A 21,591-nucleotide genomic window follows, 5' to 3' on the forward strand; every position below is an offset into this window, starting at 1 on the left:
ACATTTCAACACCGGTACAGGTGGTAGAAACGGTGTCTTTGATACCGACGATTTCAACGGTCTCGCCAACTTTAACGATACCGCGCTCTACACGACCGGTTACTACGGTACCACGGCCAGCGATGGAGAAGACGTCTTCGATAGGCATCAGGAACGGCAGGTCAATGGCACGCTCCGGCTCCGGGATGTAGGTATCCAGGTGGTGAGCCAGCTCAATGATCTTCTCTTCCCATGCAGCGTCGCCTTCCAGCGCTTTCAGCGCGGAACCACGTACTACCGGCAGGTCATCACCCGGGAAGTCGTACTCGGTCAGCAGTTCACGAACTTCCATCTCGACCAGTTCGAGCAGCTCTTCGTCGTCTACCATGTCGCACTTGTTCATGAACACGATCATGTACGGGATACCAACCTGGCGACCCAGCAGGATGTGCTCACGAGTTTGCGGCATCGGGCCGTCAGTCGCGGCTACTACCAGGATCGCGCCGTCCATCTGGGCAGCACCGGTGATCATGTTCTTAACGTAGTCGGCGTGACCCGGGCAATCTACGTGGGCGTAGTGGCGGGTAGCAGTGTCGTATTCTACGTGGGAGGTGTTGATGGTGATACCACGCTCACGCTCTTCCGGCGCCTTGTCGATCTGGTCGAAGGCGAAAGCTTTACCACCGAAGTGCTTGGCCAGCACGTTGGTGATGGCGGCGGTCAGGGTGGTTTTACCGTGGTCAACGTGGCCGATGGTGCCGACGTTTACGTGCGGTTTATTACGCTCAAATTTTTCTTTAGACACGACGTAGTCCTTCTAGGTTAAACCCGCCTACCGTCGTAGGCGGGGAATCATAAATTACTTGGATTTGCGCTCTTCGATCACAGCCTGGGCGACGTTAGTCGGGGCATCGTGATACTTGGCGAATTCCATGGCATAGGAAGCGCGACCCTGGGTAGCGGAACGCAGGGCAGTCGCATAACCGAACATCTCGGCCAGCGGCACGAGAGCACGAACGATCTTGCCGGACGGGCCGTCTTCCATACCTTCGATCAGGCCACGACGACGGTTCAGATCACCGATGACGTCGCCCATGTAATCTTCCGGAGTCTCAACTTCTACTTTCATGATCGGTTCGAGCAGAACCGGGTTGGCTTTCATGAAGCCAGCCTTAAAGGCCATGGAAGCAGCGATTTTGAACGCCAGTTCGGAGGAGTCGACATCGTGGTAGGAACCGAAGTGCAGACGCACACCCAGATCCATGACCGGATAGCCTGCCAGCGGGCCGGACTTCAGCTGCTCACGGATACCCTTGTCAACACCCGGGATGAACTCACCAGGAATGACGCCGCCCTTGATGTCGTTAACGAACTCGTAGGCTTTGCCTTCTTCCAGCGGGTACATGTCGATCACAACATGACCGTACTGACCACGACCACCGGACTGCTTGGCATGCTTGCCTTCGATGTCCTTGACGGTATTGCGGATGGTTTCACGGTAGGCAACCTGCGGCTTACCTACGTTGGCTTCAACCTTGAACTCGCGACGCATACGGTCAACGATGATGTCCAGGTGCAGCTCACCCATACCGGCGATGATGGTTTGGCCAGATTCTTCGTCAGTCCATACGCGGAAAGACGGATCTTCCTGCGCCAGACGGCCGAGTGCCAGACCCATCTTCTCTTGGTCAGCCTTGGTTTTCGGCTCAACCGCGATGGAGATTACCGGCTCCGGGAATTCCATACGCTCGAGGATGATCGGCGCTTTTTCGTCACACAGGGTGTCACCAGTGGTCACGTCTTTCAGACCGATGGCAGCGGCGATGTCGCCTGCGCGAACTTCTTTGATCTCTTCACGCTTGTTGGCGTGCATCTGAACGATACGGCCAAAACGCTCGCGCTTCTCTTTGACAGAGTTCAGTACGGAGTCACCGGAGTTAACCACACCGGAGTAAACGCGGAAGAAGGTCAGGTTGCCTACGAACGGGTCGGTAGCAATCTTGAATGCCAGAGCAGAGAACGGCTCGTCATCGGAAGCGTGACGCTCGTCCTTGGTCTCGCCATCCAGCTTCAGACCGTCGATGGCTGCTACGTCGGTCGGAGCCGGCAGATAGTCAACCACGGCATCCAGCATGGCCTGTACGCCCTTGTTCTTGAACGCAGAGCCACAGGTAACCAAGATGATTTCGTTGTTCAGAACACGCTGACGAAGAGCTTTCTTGATCTCTTCTTCGGTCAGTTCTTCACCACCCAGGTATTTTTCCATCAGATCTTCAGACGCTTCAGCAGCGGCTTCAACCAGGTTCATGCGCATTTCTTGCGCTTGTTCCAGCAGCTCGGCCGGGACGTCTTCGTAATCGAAAGACACACCCTGGTCAGCTTCGCTCCAGTTGATGGCTTTCATCTTGACCAGGTCGATAACGCCCTTGAAGTTCTCTTCTGCACCGATGTTCAGTTGCAGGGGAACCGGCACGCCTTTCAGACGGGTCTTGATGTGCTCAACGCAGCGCAGATAGTTGGCGCCGGTACGGTCCATCTTGTTGACGAACGCGATACGGGGAACCTTGTACTTGTTAGCCTGACGCCATACGGTTTCAGACTGTGGCTGTACGCCACCTACGGCACAGTACACCATCACGGCGCCGTCCAGAACACGCATTGAACGCTCTACTTCGATAGTAAAGTCAACGTGGCCCGGGGTATCGATGATGTTGATACGGTGCGGTTGGAACTGTTTACCCATACCGGACCAGAAAGCGGTGGTCGCGGCGGAGGTGATGGTGATACCACGCTCTTGTTCCTGTTCCATCCAGTCCATGGTGGCGGCGCCATCGTGAACTTCACCGATCTTGTGACTTACACCGGTGTAAAACAGAACGCGCTCGGTAGTAGTAGTCTTACCGGCGTCGATGTGAGCGGAGATACCGATGTTACGATAACGCTCAATGGGGGTTGTACGAGCCATTGTCATCCTCTTACTAGGAGCGTACCCCTAGATAACTGAAGGTGCGCAGAGCCTGAAGGCCCTGCGCAGGCGGATTACCAGCGGAAGTGAGCGAAAGCCTTGTTCGCTTCAGCCATACGGTGAACGTCTTCACGTTTCTTGACAGACGAACCCTTATTGTCAGCGGCATCCAGCAGCTCGCCAGCCAAACGCTGAGCCATTGATTTTTCACCACGTTTACGAGCGGCATCAACCAACCAGCGCATTGCCAGGGCATTGCGACGAACCGGGCGAACTTCTACCGGTACCTGATAGGTTGCACCACCGACGCGACGAGATTTAACCTCGACCGCCGGACGAATGTTGTCCAGAGCGACTTCGAACAGGGCCAAGTGCTCTTTGCCAGATTTGGTGGCAATGATGTCCAGGGCGCCATAAACGATGGCTTCTGCAACAGATTTCTTACCGTCAACCATTACTACGTTGACAAATTTAGCCAGCAGCTCTGATCCGAACTTGGGATCCGGCAGGATTTTACGCTGACCAACAACACGACGTCTTGGCATTTCAAATTCTCCGTAACTTCAGGGGTTACCCAAAACTAGAAAGTTATCTAACTAGAAACGAATTAACGTTTGGCCTTACTTAACGGAGAACCATTAAGCTTTCGGACGCTTCACGCCATACTTGGAGCGAGCCTGCTTACGGTCTTTAACACCGGCACAGTCCAACGCACCACGAACGGTGTGATAACGAACACCTGGCAAATCCTTGACACGACCGCCACGGATCAGAACAACGGAGTGCTCCTGCAGGTTGTGACCTTCACCACCGATGTAGGAGGTGACTTCGAAGCCGTTGGTCAGACGTACACGGCACACTTTACGCAGTGCAGAGTTAGGCTTCTTGGGGGTGGTGGTGTATACACGGGTGCATACGCCACGCTTCTGAGGGCACGCTTCCAGCGCCGGCACGTTGCTTTTCACAACGAGCTTGATGCGTGGCTTGCGAACCAACTGGTTAATAGTTGCCATCAAAAGGCTCCTGATAATGACTTCATAAACGTGTGAAAAATCCTCCCCGCAGATACGGGGACGCGAAATTTTATGCCCTGTTGTCTAGGGAGTCAAGATTTATACAATTCGTGCGCCAAAAGGGCAAATGACATTCCGCCACTATTGTGATAATCGCCTGAGATAGCTGATAAAAATCAAATTTAGCCGGCCCAGGTCTGTGGTGATCCATGCTCGGCGATCAGCTTGATCAGGCCGGCCATGTCGAGTGCCATCCCGATCCTGGGGGACAAGCCCCTCGCCTTCAGGTCTTCCCCCATCACATAGAGCGGAATCCCGCTCAATCGCTCGCACCACTGCGGAGCCGTCGTCGCCACTACGGCGTCCTGCATCAGCACCAGCAGATCCGCGTCCTGGCGATAACGCAACACCTGCTCGAGGTCCTGGCTGAGGAAAGGCGAGCTCAATACAAGCTGTATCATGGGTACCTCAAAAGCTGATGTGGGTGGTGAAGTTATCCCACTGGCGGCGGATCTCGGTCGGACTCGCCACCGTCACGGGGATCAGCAGATCCTCAGCCGTCAGACCACGTTCGGCCAGCGACGCCGCACAGACATAGACCTCCTCGATATCGTACAGTTCCAACATCTTGAAGGTCGGGGCGTAGTGGCGCTGCAATATCCCCTGTGGCGACTGCTCCCTGAGCAGTTGCAGCACGCCGTCACCGATGAGGAACAGCGCCAGGGATTCCGTCAACGCAGAGGTGGCCAGCAAGGCATCCAGGCCCTCTCGTCCACTCGCCGTACCGTGGGGGCCACGGCGGCAGATAAAGGCTATCTTGGTCATTCCATCCCCCTAGAACTGGACGAAGCGGTCGGCGGTCAGGCTGGCCTCCGCCAGCTGACCCAGCCCGCTTAAGCGAAACGGGGCCTGCAGATTGAACTGGGTCTTGCCGACCCCCTTGGCCTCGGCTTCATCGAGCACCCCGCGGCGCATGGCGGCGGCGACACACACATCGATGGCGATGCCCTGTGCCAGGGCCAGATCGCGCCACAGCGCCACCAGGTCGGTCTCATCGCTGGCCGGGGCATGCAGGCCATTGCCGTTATGGACCCCATCCTGATAGAAGAACAAATGGGACAGCTGATGCCCCTGCTCGATGAGGCTCAGGGCGAAGCGATAGGCGGTGCTGGCCGTCTGGGTGCCATAGGCGGGCCCGGTGACCAGCAGGGCAAAATTCAGACTCATGTCCGGTCTCCTGCACAGATATGCATCCATTCTACCTCAAAGACGAAAAAGCCCCTCCTGGGAGGGGCTTTTTCGCTGACGGTGGCTCAGACGTAAGCAATGGCTTCGACTTCGACCAGCACATCTTTCGGCAGGCGAGCCACTTCCACGCAGGAGCGCGCCGGCGCAGCGTCACCGAAGTAGCGAGCATAGACCTGGTTGAAGGCCACGAAGTTGTTCATGTCGCTCAGGAAACAGGTGGTCTTCAACACCTTGCTGGTATCGGCACCCGCCGCCTTCAATACTGCAACCAGGTTCTTCATCACCTGCTCGGCCTGCGCTTCTATGCCACCGGCAACTATGTCCATGGTGGCCGGATCGAGCGGGATTTGCCCGGAGGTGAACACCAGATCACCCAGCTTGGTAGCCTGCACATAAGGACCAATTGCGGCAGGCGCCTTGTCGGTTGCAATCACTTCTTTAGCCATTGTTATCTATCCCCTATCTATGGCGCTTACTCGCTCTCTTCTTCACCCTGCTTGCGCTGTCGGATGTAGAGATACACGGTATGTTTGGAAATATTCAGCTTGTCGGCGACCAAGTTGATCGAGTCCTTGATATCAAATATGCCCTTCTCGAACAACTGGGTCACGATAAAACGATTCTTGGCGTTGTTGGCCACGGAGGGATCGCGGTTGATCTCGTCGATGGTGTTGTCCACCGTCTGGGCAACCAGCTCCTCTACGCTGTTGGCGAAGGTCTCCGGCGATTGACGCTCCACTTGCTGGGGCGTCGGGAAGAATTCGGCCACGAACTCATGGAAAGGCGCATTGATGTGCAGGTTGATGCAGATAAGACCTATCACCTGCTTGTCGCGGTTGCGGATGGCGATGGTGCTCGACTTCATGAGCGCACCGGTCCGGCTGCGGGCAAAGTAGCTCTGGGTGTGATCCTGACCCGTACTCTCTATGTCCTTGAGCATGCGCAGGGCCAGATCGGTGATCGGTGCTCCCAGAGTCCGCCCCGTGTTGAATCCGTTCGCTATCTTGATCACTGACTCATGCAGATTTTCCAGGGAATGCAGCACCACTTCGCAGTGCTTGCCGAACAGATCGGCCAGGCCCTCAATGAGGCCCTCATATGAACGCAACAATTCCCTGTCTTCGTCTGTAAAAGCGCGACCGCTCAGTTGCTCTTCGGGAAGCAGTACTTCCTCGATACCGACAGCCATGTTCTACCCCTGTAATAACCATTCAACTTTCCCGAGTTTTCAATTGCGGGGGATCAATGTCAACTTTTTTTGATTTTTTGCTCTATAACCTTGCACTGGATCATCCCCTGCCCCAGCCCGGTGCAGCGCTCTACTGGTGGTCAGGCAACAAAAAGGGCCCCTTGAAGGAGCCCTTTTTAATCACTGCAGCTGAAGATTACTCTTCGTCAAAACTGCCGGCTGCGTTGAGCAGATCCGCCAGATTTTGCTGAGCCTCATCGGCAGTCACCTGCGGCACACCGACAGCACGGGCTGCGGCGGCACGCTGGTTGATCCGGGCATGGTGGTAGGCAAAGCCGGTACCAGCCGGGATCAGGCGGCCCACGATTACGTTCTCTTTCAGGCCACGCAATTCATCACGCTTGCCGCCAACGGCCGCTTCGGTCAGAACACGAGTGGTTTCCTGGAAGGAAGCCGCGGAGATGAAGGACTCGGTGCTCAGAGATGCCTTGGTAATACCCATCAGGATATGACGGAAGGTGGCCGGAGTCTTACCCTCGGCAACCAGCTTACGGTTGGCAATCTTCACGCGAGCCACTTCAACCTGCTCGCCTTCGATCAGATCGGTGTCGCCAGCGCTCAGGATCTCGCACTTACGCAGCATCTGACGAACGATGACTTCGATGTGCTTGTCGTTGATCTTAACGCCTTGCAGACGGTAAACGTCCTGCACTTCGTTGGCGATGTAGTTGGCGACCGGGCTGATACCGCGCAGACGCAGGATGTCGTGAGCAGACTCAGGACCATCTGCCAGTACTTCACCCTTCTCAACTTTTTCACCTTCGAACACGTTCAGGTGACGCCACTTCGGAATCATCTCTTCGTAGATGTCGCCACCGTCGGTCGGGGTGATGACCAGACGGCGTTTGCCCTTGGTCTCTTTCCCGAAGGAGATGGTACCGGAGATCTCGGCCAGGATAGCCGGTTCCTTCGGTTGACGTGCTTCGAACAGATCCGCAACGCGCGGCAGACCACCGGTGATGTCCTTGGTACCGCTGGACTCTTGCGGGATACGCGCGACCGCGTCACCCACGCCCACGTTGGCACCATCCTCCAGGTTCACGATCGCCTTGCCCGGCAGGAAGTACTGGGCGGCAACATCGGTACCCGGGATCATGACATCCTTGCCGTTCTGGTCGACCAGCTTCACGGTCGGACGCATCTCTTTACCGGCGCTCGGACGTTCATTGACATCCAGCACGACGATAGAGGAGAGACCGGTCAGCTCGTCGGTCTGACGAGTGATGGTCACACCGTCGATCATGTGTTCGAAGTCCAGGCGACCTGCTACTTCGGTGATGATCGGGTGGGTGTGCGGATCCCAGTTGGCGACGGTATCACCGGCACTCACGGCCTGGCCATCTTTCACTTCCAGCACGGAACCGTAAGGCAGCTTGTGGCTTTCCTTGGTACGGCCCATCTCGTCCATGATGGTCAGTTCGGTAGAACGGGAGGTGATAACCAGCTTGTCGGCACTGTTGGTAACAAACTTGGCGTTCTGCAGCTTGATGCTACCGGTGTTCTTGACCTGGATGCTGCTCTCGGCAGCAGCTCGGGATGCGGCACCACCGATGTGGAAGGTACGCATCGTCAGCTGGGTACCCGGCTCACCGATGGACTGGGCGGCGATAACACCGACAGCCTCACCCTTGTTCACCAGGTGACCACGGGCCAGATCACGGCCGTAGCAGTGAGCACAGTTACCGAAGTCGGTCTCACAGGTGATGGCAGAACGTACCTTCACGCGGTCGACGGAGTTACGCTCCAGCAGGTCACACAGATACTCGTCGAGCAGAGTATTGCGCGCGACCAGGATCTCGCTTTCAGTACCCGGCTTGATCACGTCTTCGGCGACCACACGACCCAGCACGCGCTCACGCAGCGGCTCGACCACGTCACCACCTTCGATCAGCGGAGTCATCCACAGACCTTCGGTCGTACCGCAATCGTCCTCGGTGATCACCATGTCCTGAGCCACATCAACCAGACGACGAGTCAGGTAACCGGAGTTAGCTGTCTTCAGTGCGGTATCCGCCAGCCCCTTACGAGCACCGTGAGTGGAGATGAAGTACTGCAGTACGTTCAGACCTTCACGGAAGTTCGCCACGATCGGCGTTTCGATGATGGAACCATCCGGCTTGGCCATCAGGCCACGCATACCGGCCAGCTGACGGATCTGAGCGGCGGAGCCCCGCGCACCAGAGTCGGCCATCATGAAGATGCTGTTGAAGGAGGCCTGCTCTTCTTCTTCACCCAGGGAGTTGACGTTCCGCTCCTTGGAGAGGTTATCCATCATGGCCTTGGAGACGCGATCGTTCGCGCTGGCCCAGATATCGATAACCTTGTTATAGCGTTCGCCAGCGGTCACCAAACCGGACAGGAACTGGTCCTGGATCTCGGCAACTTCGGCTTCGGCTGCCGCAATGATGTCTTTCTTGGCATCCGGGATGACCATGTCATCGATACCAACGGAAGCACCAGACAGGGCCGCGTAATGGAAACCGGTATACATCAGCTGGTCAGCGAAGATGACGGTGTCCTTCAGGCCCTGCTTGCGATAGCAGGTGTTCAGCAGACGGGAGATGAGCTTTTTGCCCAGCGCCTTGTTGGATACGGATTTGATCCAGTTCTGCGGATTGGCATCCAGATCGGCCTGCTCGGCGGCAGTCAGCACCTTGGGTTCGTCGATCAGCGCGTATTCCATGCCTTTCGGCAGGATCAGGCTCAGGATCGCACGACCAACGGTGGTGTTCTTCATCTCGGTGTGCGGCAGCAGGGAACCGTCTTCCTGACGCAGGTATTCGGTAATGCGCACTTTCACACGAGCATGCAGATCGGCCAGACCGGCACGATAGACCTTCTCGGCTTCTTTCGGACCGGCCAGCACCATACCTTCGCCCTTGGCGTTGATACGGGCACGGGTCATGTAGTACAGACCCAAGACCACGTCCTGGGAAGGAACGATGATCGGCTCACCGGAGGCAGGCGACAGGATGTTGTTGGTAGACATCATCAGGGCGCGCGCTTCCAGCTGGGCTTCCAGGGTCAGCGGTACGTGGACCGCCATCTGGTCACCATCGAAGTCCGCGTTATAGGCGGCACAAACGAGCGGGTGCAGCTGGATGGCCTTGCCTTCGATCAGGGTCGGTTCAAACGCCTGGATACCCAGACGGTGCAGGGTCGGTGCACGGTTCAGCAGGACCGGGTGTTCGCGGATCACTTCGTCCAGGATGTCCCAAACGACGGCTTCTTCGCGCTCCACCATCTTCTTGGCGGCCTTGATGGTGGTCGCCAGACCACGGGATTCCAGCTTGCCATAGATGAAGGGCTTGAACAGTTCCAGCGCCATCTTCTTCGGCAAACCGCACTGATGCAGACGCAGCGTCGGGCCTACGGTGATAACGGAACGACCGGAGTAGTCGACACGTTTACCCAGCAAGTTCTGACGGAAACGACCTTGCTTACCCTTGATCATGTCGGCCAGGGATTTCAGCGGGCGCTTGTTGGAGCCAGTGATGGCACGACCACGACGGCCGTTATCCAGCAGGGCATCCACGGACTCTTGCAGCATGCGTTTTTCGTTGCGCACGATGATGTCCGGAGCCGCCAGATCCAGCAGACGCTTCAGGCGGTTGTTACGGTTGATCACGCGACGGTACAGATCGTTCAGATCGGAAGTCGCGAAACGACCGCCGTCCAGCGGTACCAGCGGACGCAGGTCCGGCGGTAGCACAGGCAGCACTGTCATGATCATCCACTCCGGCTTGTTGCCGGACTGCAGGAAGGCTTCCATCAGCTTCAGACGCTTGGTGGTCTTCTTGCGCTTGGTCTCGGAGTTGGTTTGATCCAGCTCCTCGCGCATGGTCTTGACTTCACCTTCCAGATCGATGGCACGCAGCAATGCAAGGATCGCTTCGGCACCCATCTTGGCGTCAAATTCGTCGCCCCACTCTTCCAGAGCGTCCAGATAGTTCTCTTCGGACAGCATCTGGCTGCGCTCGAGGTTGGTCATGCCGGGTTCGATAACCACATAGGATTCGAAATACAGCACGCGCTCGATGTCACGCAGGGTCATGTCCAGCAGCAGACCGATACGGGACGGCAGGGACTTCAGGAACCAGATGTGGGCAGTCGGGCTGGCCAGCTCGATGTGGCCCATGCGCTCGCGACGGACCTTGGTCTGGGTCACTTCTACGCCGCACTTCTCGCAGATCACACCACGGTGTTTCAGGCGCTTGTACTTGCCGCACAGACACTCGTAGTCCTTCACCGGTCCGAAGATACGGGCGCAGAACAGACCATCACGTTCCGGCTTGAAAGTCCGGTAGTTGATGGTCTCAGGCTTTTTGACCTCACCGAATGACCAGGAGCGGATCATGTCAGGAGAGGCCAGACCGATCTTGATACTGTCAAACTCTTCGGTCTTGGTCTGAGCCTTCAAAAACTTGAGTAAGTCTTTCACGTGTTTCCCCTGTCAGGAGTCTAACCTCGGCGCCCTGCAGCCAAAGCAGCAGGGCGCCCACGTCAATTCTCGAACAATAAGAGCGAGCTCTTACTCTTCGTCCAGCTCGATGTTGATACCCAGAGAGCGGATTTCCTTCAACAGTACGTTGAAGGATTCGGGCATGCCCGGCTCCATACGGTGGTCGCCATCCACGATGTTCTTGTACATCTTGGTACGGCCATTCACATCGTCAGACTTGACGGTCAGCATTTCCTGCAGGGTATATGCCGCACCGTAAGCCTCCAGGGCCCACACTTCCATCTCACCGAACCGCTGACCACCGAACTGTGCCTTACCACCCAGCGGCTGCTGGGTAACCAGGCTGTAGGAGCCGGTAGAACGCGCGTGCATCTTGTCGTCTACCAAGTGGTTCAGCTTCAGCATGTACATGTAACCCACGGTGACCTTGCGCTCGAAGGCGTTGCCGGTACGACCGTCGAACAGGGAGATCTGACCGGATTCCGGCAGATCGGCCAGCTTCAGCAAGGCCTTGATTTCGCGCTCTTTGGCACCATCAAAGACAGGTGTAGCAACCGGCAGACCCTTACGCAGGTTACCCGCAAGGGTACGTACGTCGTCATCAGACAGCTCGGCGATGTTCACTTGCTGGGTGTCTTTCTCGCCCAGGTCGTAGACCTGTTGCAGGAAGTCACGCATCTCGTGCAGCTCGCGCTGATCCTTGATCATGCGGTCGATCTTCTCGCCGATACCCTTGGCCGCGAGGCCCAGGTGCACTTCGAGGATCTGACCGATGTTCATACGGGACGGTACGCCCAACGGGTTCAGTACGATGTCGACCGGACGGCCGAACTCGTCATGGGGCATGTCCTCGACCGGACAGATCTTGGAGATAACACCCTTGTTACCGTGACGGCCCGCCATCTTGTCACCCGGTTGGATGCGACGCTTGACTGCCAGGTAAACCTTGACGATTTTCAGTACGCCCGGCGCCAGATCATCACCCTGGATAATCTTGCGACGTTTGTTCTCGAACTTCTTGTCGAAGTCGGCTTTCAGCTCGATGTGCTGTTCGGCGATCTGCTCCAGCTCGATCTGCTTGGCTTCATCTTCGATGGCCAATTCAAACCACTTGGAACGATCCAGCTTGTTCAGACGATCTTCGCTGTAACCGGCGGCCAGCAGCAGGTTGCGGGAGCGGCCGAAGATGCCGTCTTCCAGGATCTTGAACTCTTCGGTCAAGTCCTTCTTCGCTTCCTTCAACTGCATCTCTTCGATTTCTTTGGCGCGCTTGTCTTTCTCCACGCCATCGCGGGTAAAGACTTGCACGTCAACCACGGTACCGTACACACCGTTCGGCACACGCAGGGAGGAGTCCTTCACATCGGAGGCCTTCTCACCGAAGATGGCGCGCAGCAGCTTCTCTTCCGGCGTCAGCTGGGTTTCACCCTTGGGTGTTACCTTGCCGACCAGAATGTCGCCGCCCTTCACTTCGGCACCCACGTAGACGATACCGGACTCGTCCAGCTTGGACAAAGCGGCTTCACCCACGTTCGGGATGTCGGCAGTGATCTCTTCCGGACCCAGCTTGGTGTCACGGGAGATACAGGCCAGTTCCTGGATGTGGATGGTGGTCAGGCGATCTTCCTGTACCACGCGCTCATTCACCAGGATCGAGTCTTCGAAGTTGTAACCGTTCCACGGCATGAACGCGACGCGCAGGTTTTGGCCCAGCGCCAGTTCGCCCAAGTCGGTAGACGGACCGTCAGCCAGCACGTCGCCCGCCATCACCGGCTCACCCAACATCACGCAAGGACGCTGGTTGATACAGGTGTTCTGGTTAGAACGGGTGTACTTGGTCAGGCTGTAGATGTCGATGCCGGCTTCGCCAGGCAGCAGCTCATCTTCATTGACCTTGATAACGATACGGGAGGCGTCGACGTAGTCGATCATGCCGCCACGCTTGGCCACTACGGTAACACCGGAGTCAACGGCCACGGCGCGTTCCATACCAGTACCTACCAGCGGCTTGTCGGCACGCAGAGTCGGTACGGCCTGACGTTGCATGTTCGAACCCATCAGGGCTCGGTTAGCATCATCGTGTTCCAGGAACGGGATCAGGGCCGCTGCCACAGATACGATCTGTTGCGGGCTCACGTCCATGTACTGGATCTGGTCGGCGTTCATAAAGGTGGATTCACCCTTATGACGGCACGGGATCAACTCGTCTTTCAGACGGCCATCTTCGGTGGTCGCGGCGTTGGCCTGTGCGATCACGTACTTGCCTTCTTCAATGGCTGACAGGTAGTCCACTTCGTCGGTGATCACACCGTCGATGACCTTGCGGTACGGGGTCTCGAGGAAACCGTACTCGTTGGTGCGGGAATACACGGACAGCGAGTTGATCAGACCGATGTTCGGACCTTCCGGAGTCTCGATGGGGCACAGACGACCGTAGTGAGTCGGGTGTACATCTCGAACTTCGAAGCCGGCACGCTCACGGGTCAGACCGCCCGGGCCCAGCGCGGAAATACGACGCTTGTGGGTCACTTCGGACAGCGGGTTGTTCTGGTCCATGAACTGGGACAGCTGGCTGGAACCGAAGAACTCTTTGACCGCGGCGGAGATCGGCTTGGCGTTGATCAGATCCTGCGGCATCAGGGTGTCCAGGTCGCCCAGGGAGAGACGCTCCTTGACCGCACGCTCGACACGCACCAGACCGACGCGGAACTGGTTTTCTGCCATTTCACCGACAGAACGGATACGACGGTTACCCAGGTGGTCGATATCATCCACCTCGTCATTACCGTTACGGATGTCGATCAGGCGCTTCATTACTTCGACGATGTCGTCTTTGGTCAGCACGCCAACGCCGGTCTCGTCTTCACGACCCAGACGGCGGTTGAACTTCATCCGACCCACGGTAGACAGGTCGTAACGCTCGGAAGAGAAGAACAGGTTCTCGAACAGCTGCTCGGCCGCTTCGCGAGTGGGCGGCTCGCCCGGACGCATCATGCGGTAGATCTCGACCAGAGCTTCCAGGCGGCTGGAGCTGGAGTCGATGCGCAGGGTCTCGGACATGTAGGCACCGTGGTCCAGTTCGTTGGTGAACAGAACCTCGAAGTGCTTGAAGCCGGCTTGGGACAGATTGGCTACCGCTTCCAAGCTCAGAGCCTGGTTGGCAGTCACGACCATTTCACCAGTTTGCGGGTGCGCGTAGTTCTTGGCTGCAACTTTGCCAACAACATACTCTACCGGTACCTCGATCTGGGTGATGGCGTCTTTTTCCAACTGACGGATATGACGGGCAGTGACACGACGACCGGTCTCAACCACCACGGCGCCATTGGCAATGATGTCGAAGGTCGCAGTCTCACCACGCAGGCGCTCGGGCACCAGATCCATCATCAACTTGCCATCTTTGACCTCGAAACCAATGGTCTCGAAGAAGGTGGCCAGGATTTCTTCGGAACTGAAGTCCAGGGCGCGCAGAATAATGGAGGCCGGCAGTTTACGACGACGGTCGATACGGACAAACAGGTTGTCTTTCGCATCGAACTCGAAGTCCAGCCAGGAGCCACGGTAGGGGATAACGCGGGCGTTATACAGTACCTTACCGGATGAATGTGTTTTGCCTTTATCGTGGTCGAAGAAGACGCCCGGGCTGCGGTGCAGCTGGGAGACGATAACCCGTTCGGTACCATTGATGACAAAGGTGCCGTTCTCGGTCATGAGCGGAATTTCGCCCATGTAAACTTCTTGTTCCTTGATATCTTTGACGGTGCCGGCAGCTGCTTCACGGTCGTACAGAACCATACGAAGCTTGACACGCAGCGGCGCGGAGTAGGTCACTCCACGGATCTGGCATTCTTTTACGTCAAATACCGGCTCACCCAGGCGATAGCTGACATACTGAAGCTCAGCACTACCGGAGTAACTGGTGATCGGGAAAACGCTACGGAAAGCGGCCTCTAGGCCATATTCACCTTCCGGGTCAGCCTCGATGAACTGCTTGAAGGAGTCCAGCTGAATGGACAACAGATAAGGCGTGTCCAGTACCTGGTCTCGCTTACCGAAGTCCTTACGAATGCGTTTTTTTTCGGTATAAGAGTAAACCATAGGGTTCCTCAGCTCGCTGATAAGTGACCCACTCTGTCCCGCGGGACAGCTCTGTCTCAACACCGTTTTGTGTTGGCCCGGACGATGAGGCGGTCCGGATTGCTGGTGCACCGAGAGTCGTAAACGGTGTGAAATGCTCTCAGTCTACAGCGCAAAAAGGCTGGTGAACAAACATTCACCAGCCCTAGCCTGTTTTATCAGGCTAATCTACATAAATGCAGATTATTTGATCTCAACAGAAGCACCGGCAGCTTCCAGCTCTTTCTTCAGAGCTTCAGCTTCGTCTTTGGAGACGGCTTCTTTCAGGTTGGTCGGAGCGGCTTCTACCAGGTCCTTGGCTTCTTTCAGGCCCAGGCCGGTGGCAGCACGAACGGCCTTGATGACGGCAACTTTGTTGGCGCCAGCAGCAGTCAGAACTACGTCGAACTCGGTCTTCTCTTCTACTGCTTCAGCGGCCGGACCGGCAGCTACAGCAACAGCGGCAGAAACACCGAACTTCTCTTCCATTGCTTCGATCAGCTCAACAACTTCCATTACGGACATGGAAGCAACGGCTTCGATGATTTGGTCTTTAGTGATAGACATGACAAAAATTCCTGATGTTGAATAAACTCAAACAGCCTAAATAGGCGAGAATCAAGCAGCAGCTTGTTTCTGGTCGCGAACAGCAGCGATAGTACGAACCAGCTTGCCAGCAGAGGCTTCCTTCATGGTAGCCATCAACTTCGCAATTGCTTCGTCGTAAGTCGGCAGCGTGGCCAGACGATCAATTTGTGCTGCGGCGATAAACTCACCGTTAAAAGCGCCAGCCTTGATTTCGAACTTTTGGTTCGCTTTGGCAAACTCTTTGAACAGACGAGCGGCAGCGCCCGGGTGTTCGTTAGAGAAAGCAATCAAGGTAGGACCAGTCAATACGTCGTTCAGGCAACCGAATTCGGTGCCCTCTACCGCGCGACGCAGCAGGGTGTTACGCACAACGCGCATGTACACACCGGCTTCACGAGCGGATTTACGCAGGACGGTCATCTTGTCAACAGTCACACCGCGAGAATCGGCTACAACTGCAGACAGAGCGCCTTTGGCAGCTTCGTTGACTTCAGCAACAATTGCCTTTTTGTCTTCGAGTCCCAATGCCATTGGCTTAACTCCTGGATTGAATCTGAGTCTCATGACTCAGTACTGACACATCCCCCCTACCTTCACAACAGAGGGGAACGATGCGGTAGCAGGATTCCAGAAGAGAAAGAAAACTTTCTCGCTGGGTTTCCGGCACCGTCTACGCAGGAAAGATTAAGGCCTTGCAGCCACCTGCGGTCTTGGACGGAGGTCGAAACCCCCAACCAATCAAGGCGCAAAATTATAGATTAAATTTTGCGCCTTGTAAAATCCATCAATTAGCCCTGAGCTTCCAAAGAAGCTTGGTCTACGGCAACACCGGCACCCATGGTGGTGGAGATGCTGACTTTCTTGATGAAGATGCCTTTGGCGGAAGAGGGTTTGCCCTTTTTCAGAGCAACCAGCAGAGCTTCCAAGTTTTCTTTCAGCTGAACTTCGTTGAAAGAAACCTTACCCAGAGTGGTATGGATGATACCATTCTTGTCATTGCGGTAACGAACCTGACCGGCTTTAGCATTCTTCACAGCTTCAGCAACGTTCGGGGTAACGGTACCCACTTTCGGGTTAGGCATCAGGCCGCGAGGGCCCAGGATCTGGCCCAGTTGACCAACAACGCGCATGGCATCCGGGGATGCGATAACGACGTCGAAGTTCATCTCGCCTTTCTTGACCAGCTCGGCCAGGTCATCCATACCAACCAGCTCAGCACCGGCAGCCTTGGCGGCTTCGGCGTTGGCGCCCTGGGTGAATACGGCGACACGGATGTCACGACCGGTACCGTGCGGCAGTACAGTAGCACCACGTACGTTCTGGTCAGATTTACGAGCATCGATACCCAGGTTAACGGCAACGTCAACGCTTTCAACGAACTTGGCGGTAGCCAGTTCTTTCAGCAGGGCAATGGCTTCGTTGATGGAGTACTCTTTGGTACCGTCAACTTTTTCGCGAATAACGCGCATACGCTTGGAAAGTTTTGCCATTGTCTTAATCCTCCACTACCAGGCCCATGGAACGAGCGGAGCCTGCGATGCAACGTACTTTTGCATCCAGATCGGCACCAGTCATATCCGGCTCTTTGGTCTTGGCGATTTCTTGCAGCTGAGCAACAGTCACCTTACCAACCTTGTCTTTGTTCGGCTTGGCGGAACCAGACTGGATACCAGCGGCTTTCTTCAGCAGGAAGGAAGCAGGCGGAGTCTTGGTTTCGAAGGTGAAGGAACGGTCGCTGTAAACGGTGATCACGACCGGAGTCGGTGAACCTTTTTCCAGCTTTTCTGTACGAGCGTTGAACGCCTTACAGAATTCCATGATGTTCACACCGTGCTGACCCAGAGCAGGACCAACGGGAGGGCTGGGGTTAGCACTGCCAGCCTTAACTTGCAGCTTGATATAAGCTGTGACTTTCTTAGCCATTACGAAAATACCTCAAAAATGGGTTCTAGCGCCTCGGAGACATGCTCCTGCAAACGGCTCCCCAACAAATAAAGGGGCAGCGAATTATAGAGATAATCGCTGCCCCTGACAACCGTTAAACGTACAGAGTTTAATCAGCCCTTTTCGACCTGACCAAAATCCAGTTCTACCGGCGTTGAGCGACCGAAGATTAATACGGAGACCTTCACGCGGCTCTTCTCGTAGTCCACTTCCTCAACGGTACCGTTGAAGTCAGCGAACGGACCATCGGCAACCCGCACCATTTCACCCGGTTCAAACAGGGTTTTCGGACGCGGCTTGTCGTGGGCATCTTGCAGACGATTGAGGATGGCATCCGCTTCCTTATCGGAGATAGGAGCAGGACGATCGGAGGTGCCACCGATGAAGCCCATGACCCGTGGTACATTGCGTACCAGGTGCCATGTGGTCTCGTCCATCATCATCTGGACCAGGACATAGCCCGGGAAAAATTTGCGCTCACTCTTGCGCTTCTGGCCGGCACGCATCTCGACCACTTCTTCGGTCGGGACCAGCACTTCGCCAAACAGCTCTTCCATGCCATGCATCTTGATATGTTCACGCAGGGATTTGGCAACCCGGCCTTCATAGCCGGAAAATGCCTGCACGACATACCATCTCATACGTTGTTCACGTTGTTCAGTCATGGCTTTTCCTTACACACCGGTAATCAGGTTGACCAACCAGACCAAGGCACCGTCCAGAACGAACAGCAACAGCCCCATCACGGCGGTCACCGCCAGCACAATCAGGGTTGTCTGAATGGCTTCCTGACGGGTTGGCCAAACGACCTTGCGGACTTCCAGGCGCGACTCACGAGCAAAAGCCAGTGTTGCCTTGCCCTTGGTGGTTTGCAGGGCTACTGCACCTGCAGCAGCGATGACAACGACCACACCCAAGGCGCGGACGGCTGCGACAACATCGGTGAGCAGGTAATTACCCACTACAGCGGCCGCCAGGATGATGAAAACCAGGCCCCAAAGAAGGGTATCCTTGCTTCCGCCCTGTCCCTCAGAACTAACACTCATACAACCCACCTGTATCTGACGTAACCAAAGACACAAAAGCCCCGTACGAGACGAGGTATATGGCAGGGGCGGCAGGACTCGAACCCGCAACCATCGGTTTTGGAGACCGCTGTTCTACCAATTCGAACTACGCCCCTGCATAAGAAAGCCCCTATTATAGGGGCTTTGCTTTATTTATGTAAGCCAAGATTAAGCGATAACTTTGGCTACAACACCAGCACCTACGGTACGGCCACCTTCACGGATAGCGAAACGCAGGCCGTCGTCCATCGCGATCGGCGCGATCAGGGTAACAACCATTTTGATGTTGTCGCCTGGCATGACCATCTCTACGCCTTCCGGCAGTTCGATGGTACCGGTCACGTCGGTAGTACGGAAGTAGAACTGCGGACGGTAGCCCTTGAAGAACGGGGTATGACGACCACCTTCTTCCTTGGACAGCACGTACACTTCAGATTCGAACTTGGTGTGCGGCTTGATGGAGCCCGGCTTGGCCAGTACCTGACCACGTTCAACTTCTTCACGCTTCACGCCACGCAGCAGGGCGCCAACGTTCTCACCGGCACGACCTTCGTCCAGCAGTTTGCGGAACATTTCAACACCGGTACAGGTGGTAGAAACGGTGTCTTTGATACCGACGATTTCTACAGTCTCACCTACCTTGACGATACCGCGCTCTACACGACCGGTTACTACGGTACCACGGCCAGCGATGGAGAAGACGTCTTCGATAGGCATCAGGAACGGCTGGTCAATGGCGCGCTCCGGCTCCGGGATGTAGGTATCCAGGTGGTGAGCCAGCTCGATGATCTTCTCTTCCCATGCAGCGTCGCCTTCCAGCGCTTTCAGCGCGGAACCACGTACTACCGGCAGGTCATCACCCGGGAAGTCGTACTCGGTCAGCAGTTCACGAACTTCCATCTCGACCAGTTCGAGCAGCTCTTCGTCGTCTACCATGTCGCACTTGTTCATGAACACAATCATGTACGGGATACCAACCTGGCGGCCCAGCAGGATGTGCTCACGAGTTTGCGGCATCGGGCCGTCAGTCGCGGCTACTACCAGGATCGCGCCGTCCATCTGGGCAGCACCGGTGATCATGTTCTTAACGTAGTCGGCGTGACCCGGGCAATCTACGTGGGCGTAGTGACGGATCGCAGTGTCGTATTCTACGTGGGAGGTGTTGATGGTGATGCCACGCTCACGCTCTTCCGGTGCCTTGTCGATCTGGTCGAAGGCGAAAGCTTTACCACCGAAGTGCTTGGCCAGCACGTTGGTGATGGCGGCGGTCAGGGTGGTTTTACCGTGGTCAACGTGGCCGATGGTACCCACGTTAACGTGCGGTTTATTACGCTCAAATTTTTCTTTAGACATGATCGTCCCTCTAAACTAACGCTGAGTACGCGGTGGCAAGCTAACCACAGAACAGTTTATATGATGGATTTGAATCAGGGGGACAGAGAGGATGGTGCTGGCAGGCAGGTTCGATTGCCGAACTCACCCTAGGGTGTGGCTTTCAGAATTACCTGAGCCATATCAGCATCTTGGAGCGGGCAGCGGGAATCGAACCCGCATCATCAGCTTGGAAGGCTGAGGTAATAGCCATTATACGATGCCCGCATTTCTCTAACCCAAAGAACTCAAACCGCAGAGAAATATGGTGGAGGGAGAAGGATTCGAACCTTCGAAGGCAGAGCCGTCAGATTTACAGTCTGATCCCTTTGGCCGCTCGGGAACCCCTCCGATTGCACGAATGCCACAACGGTAATTCTGCTTGCACCCGTTGTTTTTGTCGCTTTTGCTGGGCAAATAGACGACAGACATCCAAGCGTCGCGCATTTTATGGTAAGGATTTTGGGGATGCAACCATTGCGCCCTGCAAAATGTGCATTATTGCCGGGATCTATGCAAAAAAACGCTCCGCCACCGCCCCAACCGGACGCGTCCCTTGTCGCTCCCGATCCCTTGGTGTATGGTCGCCCTGCCCAAGAAACAGTGATGACACCATGACGACAGAGCATAACCCCTATTTGCAATTCACCCGCGAACAATGGGCGTTATTGCGCGATGCGGTCCCCCTGACCCTAACAGAGACGGACCTGCACACCCTGCGTGGCATCAACGAAAAGGTGTCATTGCGCGAGGTGGAAGAGATCTATCTGCCCCTTTCCCGTCTGCTCAATCTCTACGTCAAGGCCAAGCAGCGCCGTAGTCGGGTGCTGGAGCAGTTTCTCGGCCAGTCCCGTGGCAAGGGCACCTACATCATCAGCATCGCCGGCAGCGTGGCAGGGGGAAAGAGCACCACGGCCCGCATCCTGCAAGCATTGCTGGAACGCTGGCCCGAACACCCGCGGGTAGAACTGGTTACCACGGATGGCTTCCTTTATCCCAACAAGGAGCTGGAAGAGCGTGGGCTGATGCGCCGCAAGGGTTTTCCGGAATCCTACGACATCCGCCATCTGGTGGAGTTTGTCGCCAACATCCGAGCGGGCCATGAGAAGGTCGAGGCCCCCGTCTATTCTCACCTTATCTACGACATCCTGCCCGATGAGAAGAAAGTGGTGGAACAGCCGGACATCCTGATCCTGGAGGGGCTCAACGTGCTGCAGAGCGGCATGGATTACCCCCAGGATCCCCACAGAGTCTTCGTGTCGGATTTTGTCGACTTCTCCATCTATGTGGACGCCGACGCCGAGCTGCTGCGCGCCTGGTACATCGATCGCTTCCTCAAGTTCCGCAGCGGCGCCTTCTCGGATCCGGACTCCTACTTCCACCACTATGCCAAGCTGGCGGAAAGCGAGGCGACCGAGATTGCCAGCAACATATGGCAAGACATCAACTATCTGAATCTGCAAGAGAACATCTTGCCGACCCGGGAGCGAGCCAACCTGATCCTGACCAAGGGACAGGAGCACGCCATTGAGCAGATCAAGCTGCGCAAGTAATCGCAGCGACCGACGGATAACGAAGAGGGGGCCCGC

The 21,591-nt window shown here is 56.1% G+C and carries 19 protein-coding genes and 3 tRNA genes (1 of these 22 only partly in view); 1 reads left to right on the top strand and 21 read right to left on the bottom strand.

All coding sequences use genetic code 11. From position 1 onward, the window contains the following. The 21 genes from tuf (KI797_RS19335) to KI797_RS19435 all read right to left on the bottom strand — a co-directional run. Nucleotides 1-784, bottom strand: partial view of an elongation factor Tu gene (gene tuf, locus KI797_RS19335; RefSeq protein ID WP_041206539.1) — the 5' portion only. It extends 401 nt beyond the left edge of the window; only the first 784 of its 1,185 coding nucleotides appear in the window; the start codon lies at nucleotides 782-784; the stop codon falls past the left edge of the window. Nucleotides 785-838: 54 nt separating this feature from the next. Continuing rightward, entirely contained in the window at nucleotides 839-2,944 is a 2,106-nt protein-coding gene (fusA, locus tag KI797_RS19340) for an elongation factor G (RefSeq protein ID WP_005325033.1), read from the bottom strand. 74 nt (nucleotides 2,945-3,018) lie between these two features. After that, nucleotides 3,019-3,489, bottom strand: coding sequence for a 30S ribosomal protein S7 (gene rpsG, locus KI797_RS19345; RefSeq protein WP_010675949.1), 471 nt, complete (start codon nucleotides 3,487-3,489; stop codon nucleotides 3,019-3,021). Between the two features lie 93 nt (nucleotides 3,490-3,582). Next, nucleotides 3,583-3,957: a 30S ribosomal protein S12 gene (gene rpsL, locus KI797_RS19350; protein WP_005306278.1), complete on the bottom strand. Its 375-nt coding sequence runs from the start codon at nucleotides 3,955-3,957 to the stop codon at nucleotides 3,583-3,585. A gap of 182 nt (nucleotides 3,958-4,139) precedes the next feature. Then, nucleotides 4,140-4,418, bottom strand: coding sequence for a sulfurtransferase complex subunit TusB (tusB, locus tag KI797_RS19355; RefSeq protein WP_226170690.1), 279 nt, complete (start codon nucleotides 4,416-4,418; stop codon nucleotides 4,140-4,142). A gap of 7 nt (nucleotides 4,419-4,425) precedes the next feature. After that, entirely contained in the window at nucleotides 4,426-4,782 is a 357-nt protein-coding gene (gene tusC, locus KI797_RS19360) for a sulfurtransferase complex subunit TusC (RefSeq protein ID WP_043133755.1), read from the bottom strand. A gap of 9 nt (nucleotides 4,783-4,791) precedes the next feature. Then, complete coding sequence (tusD, locus tag KI797_RS19365; protein ID WP_042650612.1) at nucleotides 4,792-5,184, bottom strand: sulfurtransferase complex subunit TusD; 393 nt, start codon at nucleotides 5,182-5,184, stop codon at nucleotides 4,792-4,794. 86 nt (nucleotides 5,185-5,270) lie between these two features. Beyond that, complete coding sequence (locus tag KI797_RS19370; RefSeq protein WP_041206542.1) at nucleotides 5,271-5,651, bottom strand: RidA family protein; 381 nt, start codon at nucleotides 5,649-5,651, stop codon at nucleotides 5,271-5,273. 26 nt (nucleotides 5,652-5,677) lie between these two features. After that, nucleotides 5,678-6,394, bottom strand: a complete 717-nt coding sequence (locus tag KI797_RS19375; RefSeq protein ID WP_025328613.1) for a helix-turn-helix transcriptional regulator — start codon at nucleotides 6,392-6,394, stop codon at nucleotides 5,678-5,680. A gap of 196 nt (nucleotides 6,395-6,590) precedes the next feature. Continuing rightward, nucleotides 6,591-10,895, bottom strand: coding sequence for a DNA-directed RNA polymerase subunit beta' (gene rpoC, locus KI797_RS19380; RefSeq protein WP_005325063.1), 4,305 nt, complete (start codon nucleotides 10,893-10,895; stop codon nucleotides 6,591-6,593). Nucleotides 10,896-10,985: 90 nt separating this feature from the next. Further along, nucleotides 10,986-15,014: a DNA-directed RNA polymerase subunit beta gene (rpoB, locus tag KI797_RS19385; RefSeq protein ID WP_025328615.1), complete on the bottom strand. Its 4,029-nt coding sequence runs from the start codon at nucleotides 15,012-15,014 to the stop codon at nucleotides 10,986-10,988. 222 nt (nucleotides 15,015-15,236) lie between these two features. Then, a complete protein-coding gene (rplL, locus tag KI797_RS19390) occupies nucleotides 15,237-15,599 on the bottom strand; it encodes a 50S ribosomal protein L7/L12 (RefSeq protein WP_025328616.1) in 363 nt (120 codons plus the stop codon). Between the two features lie 51 nt (nucleotides 15,600-15,650). Further along, nucleotides 15,651-16,151, bottom strand: a complete 501-nt coding sequence (gene rplJ / locus KI797_RS19395; protein WP_025328617.1) for a 50S ribosomal protein L10 — start codon at nucleotides 16,149-16,151, stop codon at nucleotides 15,651-15,653. A 257-nt stretch (nucleotides 16,152-16,408) separates the two neighbouring features. Further along, nucleotides 16,409-17,110: a 50S ribosomal protein L1 gene (gene rplA, locus KI797_RS19400; protein ID WP_041206544.1), complete on the bottom strand. Its 702-nt coding sequence runs from the start codon at nucleotides 17,108-17,110 to the stop codon at nucleotides 16,409-16,411. A gap of 4 nt (nucleotides 17,111-17,114) precedes the next feature. Then, on the bottom strand, nucleotides 17,115-17,543 hold the full coding sequence (rplK, locus tag KI797_RS19405; protein WP_016352267.1) for a 50S ribosomal protein L11: 429 nt from the start codon (nucleotides 17,541-17,543) through the stop codon (nucleotides 17,115-17,117). A gap of 134 nt (nucleotides 17,544-17,677) precedes the next feature. Beyond that, nucleotides 17,678-18,229, bottom strand: coding sequence for a transcription termination/antitermination protein NusG (nusG, locus tag KI797_RS19410; RefSeq protein ID WP_005323644.1), 552 nt, complete (start codon nucleotides 18,227-18,229; stop codon nucleotides 17,678-17,680). Nucleotides 18,230-18,238: 9 nt separating this feature from the next. Further along, nucleotides 18,239-18,610 carry a preprotein translocase subunit SecE gene (gene secE / locus KI797_RS19415; protein ID WP_025328619.1) on the bottom strand — a complete coding sequence of 124 codons (372 nt, stop codon included), beginning with the start codon at nucleotides 18,608-18,610 and terminating at the stop codon, nucleotides 18,239-18,241. Between the two features lie 60 nt (nucleotides 18,611-18,670). After that, a tRNA-Trp gene (locus KI797_RS19420) sits at nucleotides 18,671-18,747 on the bottom strand. Nucleotides 18,748-18,799: 52 nt separating this feature from the next. Continuing rightward, complete coding sequence (gene tuf, locus KI797_RS19425; protein ID WP_025328607.1) at nucleotides 18,800-19,984, bottom strand: elongation factor Tu; 1,185 nt, start codon at nucleotides 19,982-19,984, stop codon at nucleotides 18,800-18,802. A gap of 171 nt (nucleotides 19,985-20,155) precedes the next feature. After that, nucleotides 20,156-20,230 (bottom strand) — tRNA-Gly (locus tag KI797_RS19430). Nucleotides 20,231-20,268: 38 nt separating this feature from the next. Further along, nucleotides 20,269-20,353 (bottom strand) — tRNA-Tyr (locus KI797_RS19435). 263 nt (nucleotides 20,354-20,616) lie between these two features. Here KI797_RS19435 and coaA point away from each other — a divergent pair. Further along, nucleotides 20,617-21,555: a type I pantothenate kinase gene (gene coaA / locus KI797_RS19440; RefSeq protein WP_041206545.1), complete on the top strand. Its 939-nt coding sequence runs from the start codon at nucleotides 20,617-20,619 to the stop codon at nucleotides 21,553-21,555. The last annotated feature ends 36 nt before the right edge of the window (nucleotides 21,556-21,591 follow it).

Source organism: Aeromonas media (assembly GCF_020423125.1).
GTDB classification, from domain to species: Bacteria; Pseudomonadota; Gammaproteobacteria; order Enterobacterales; family Aeromonadaceae; genus Aeromonas; species Aeromonas media.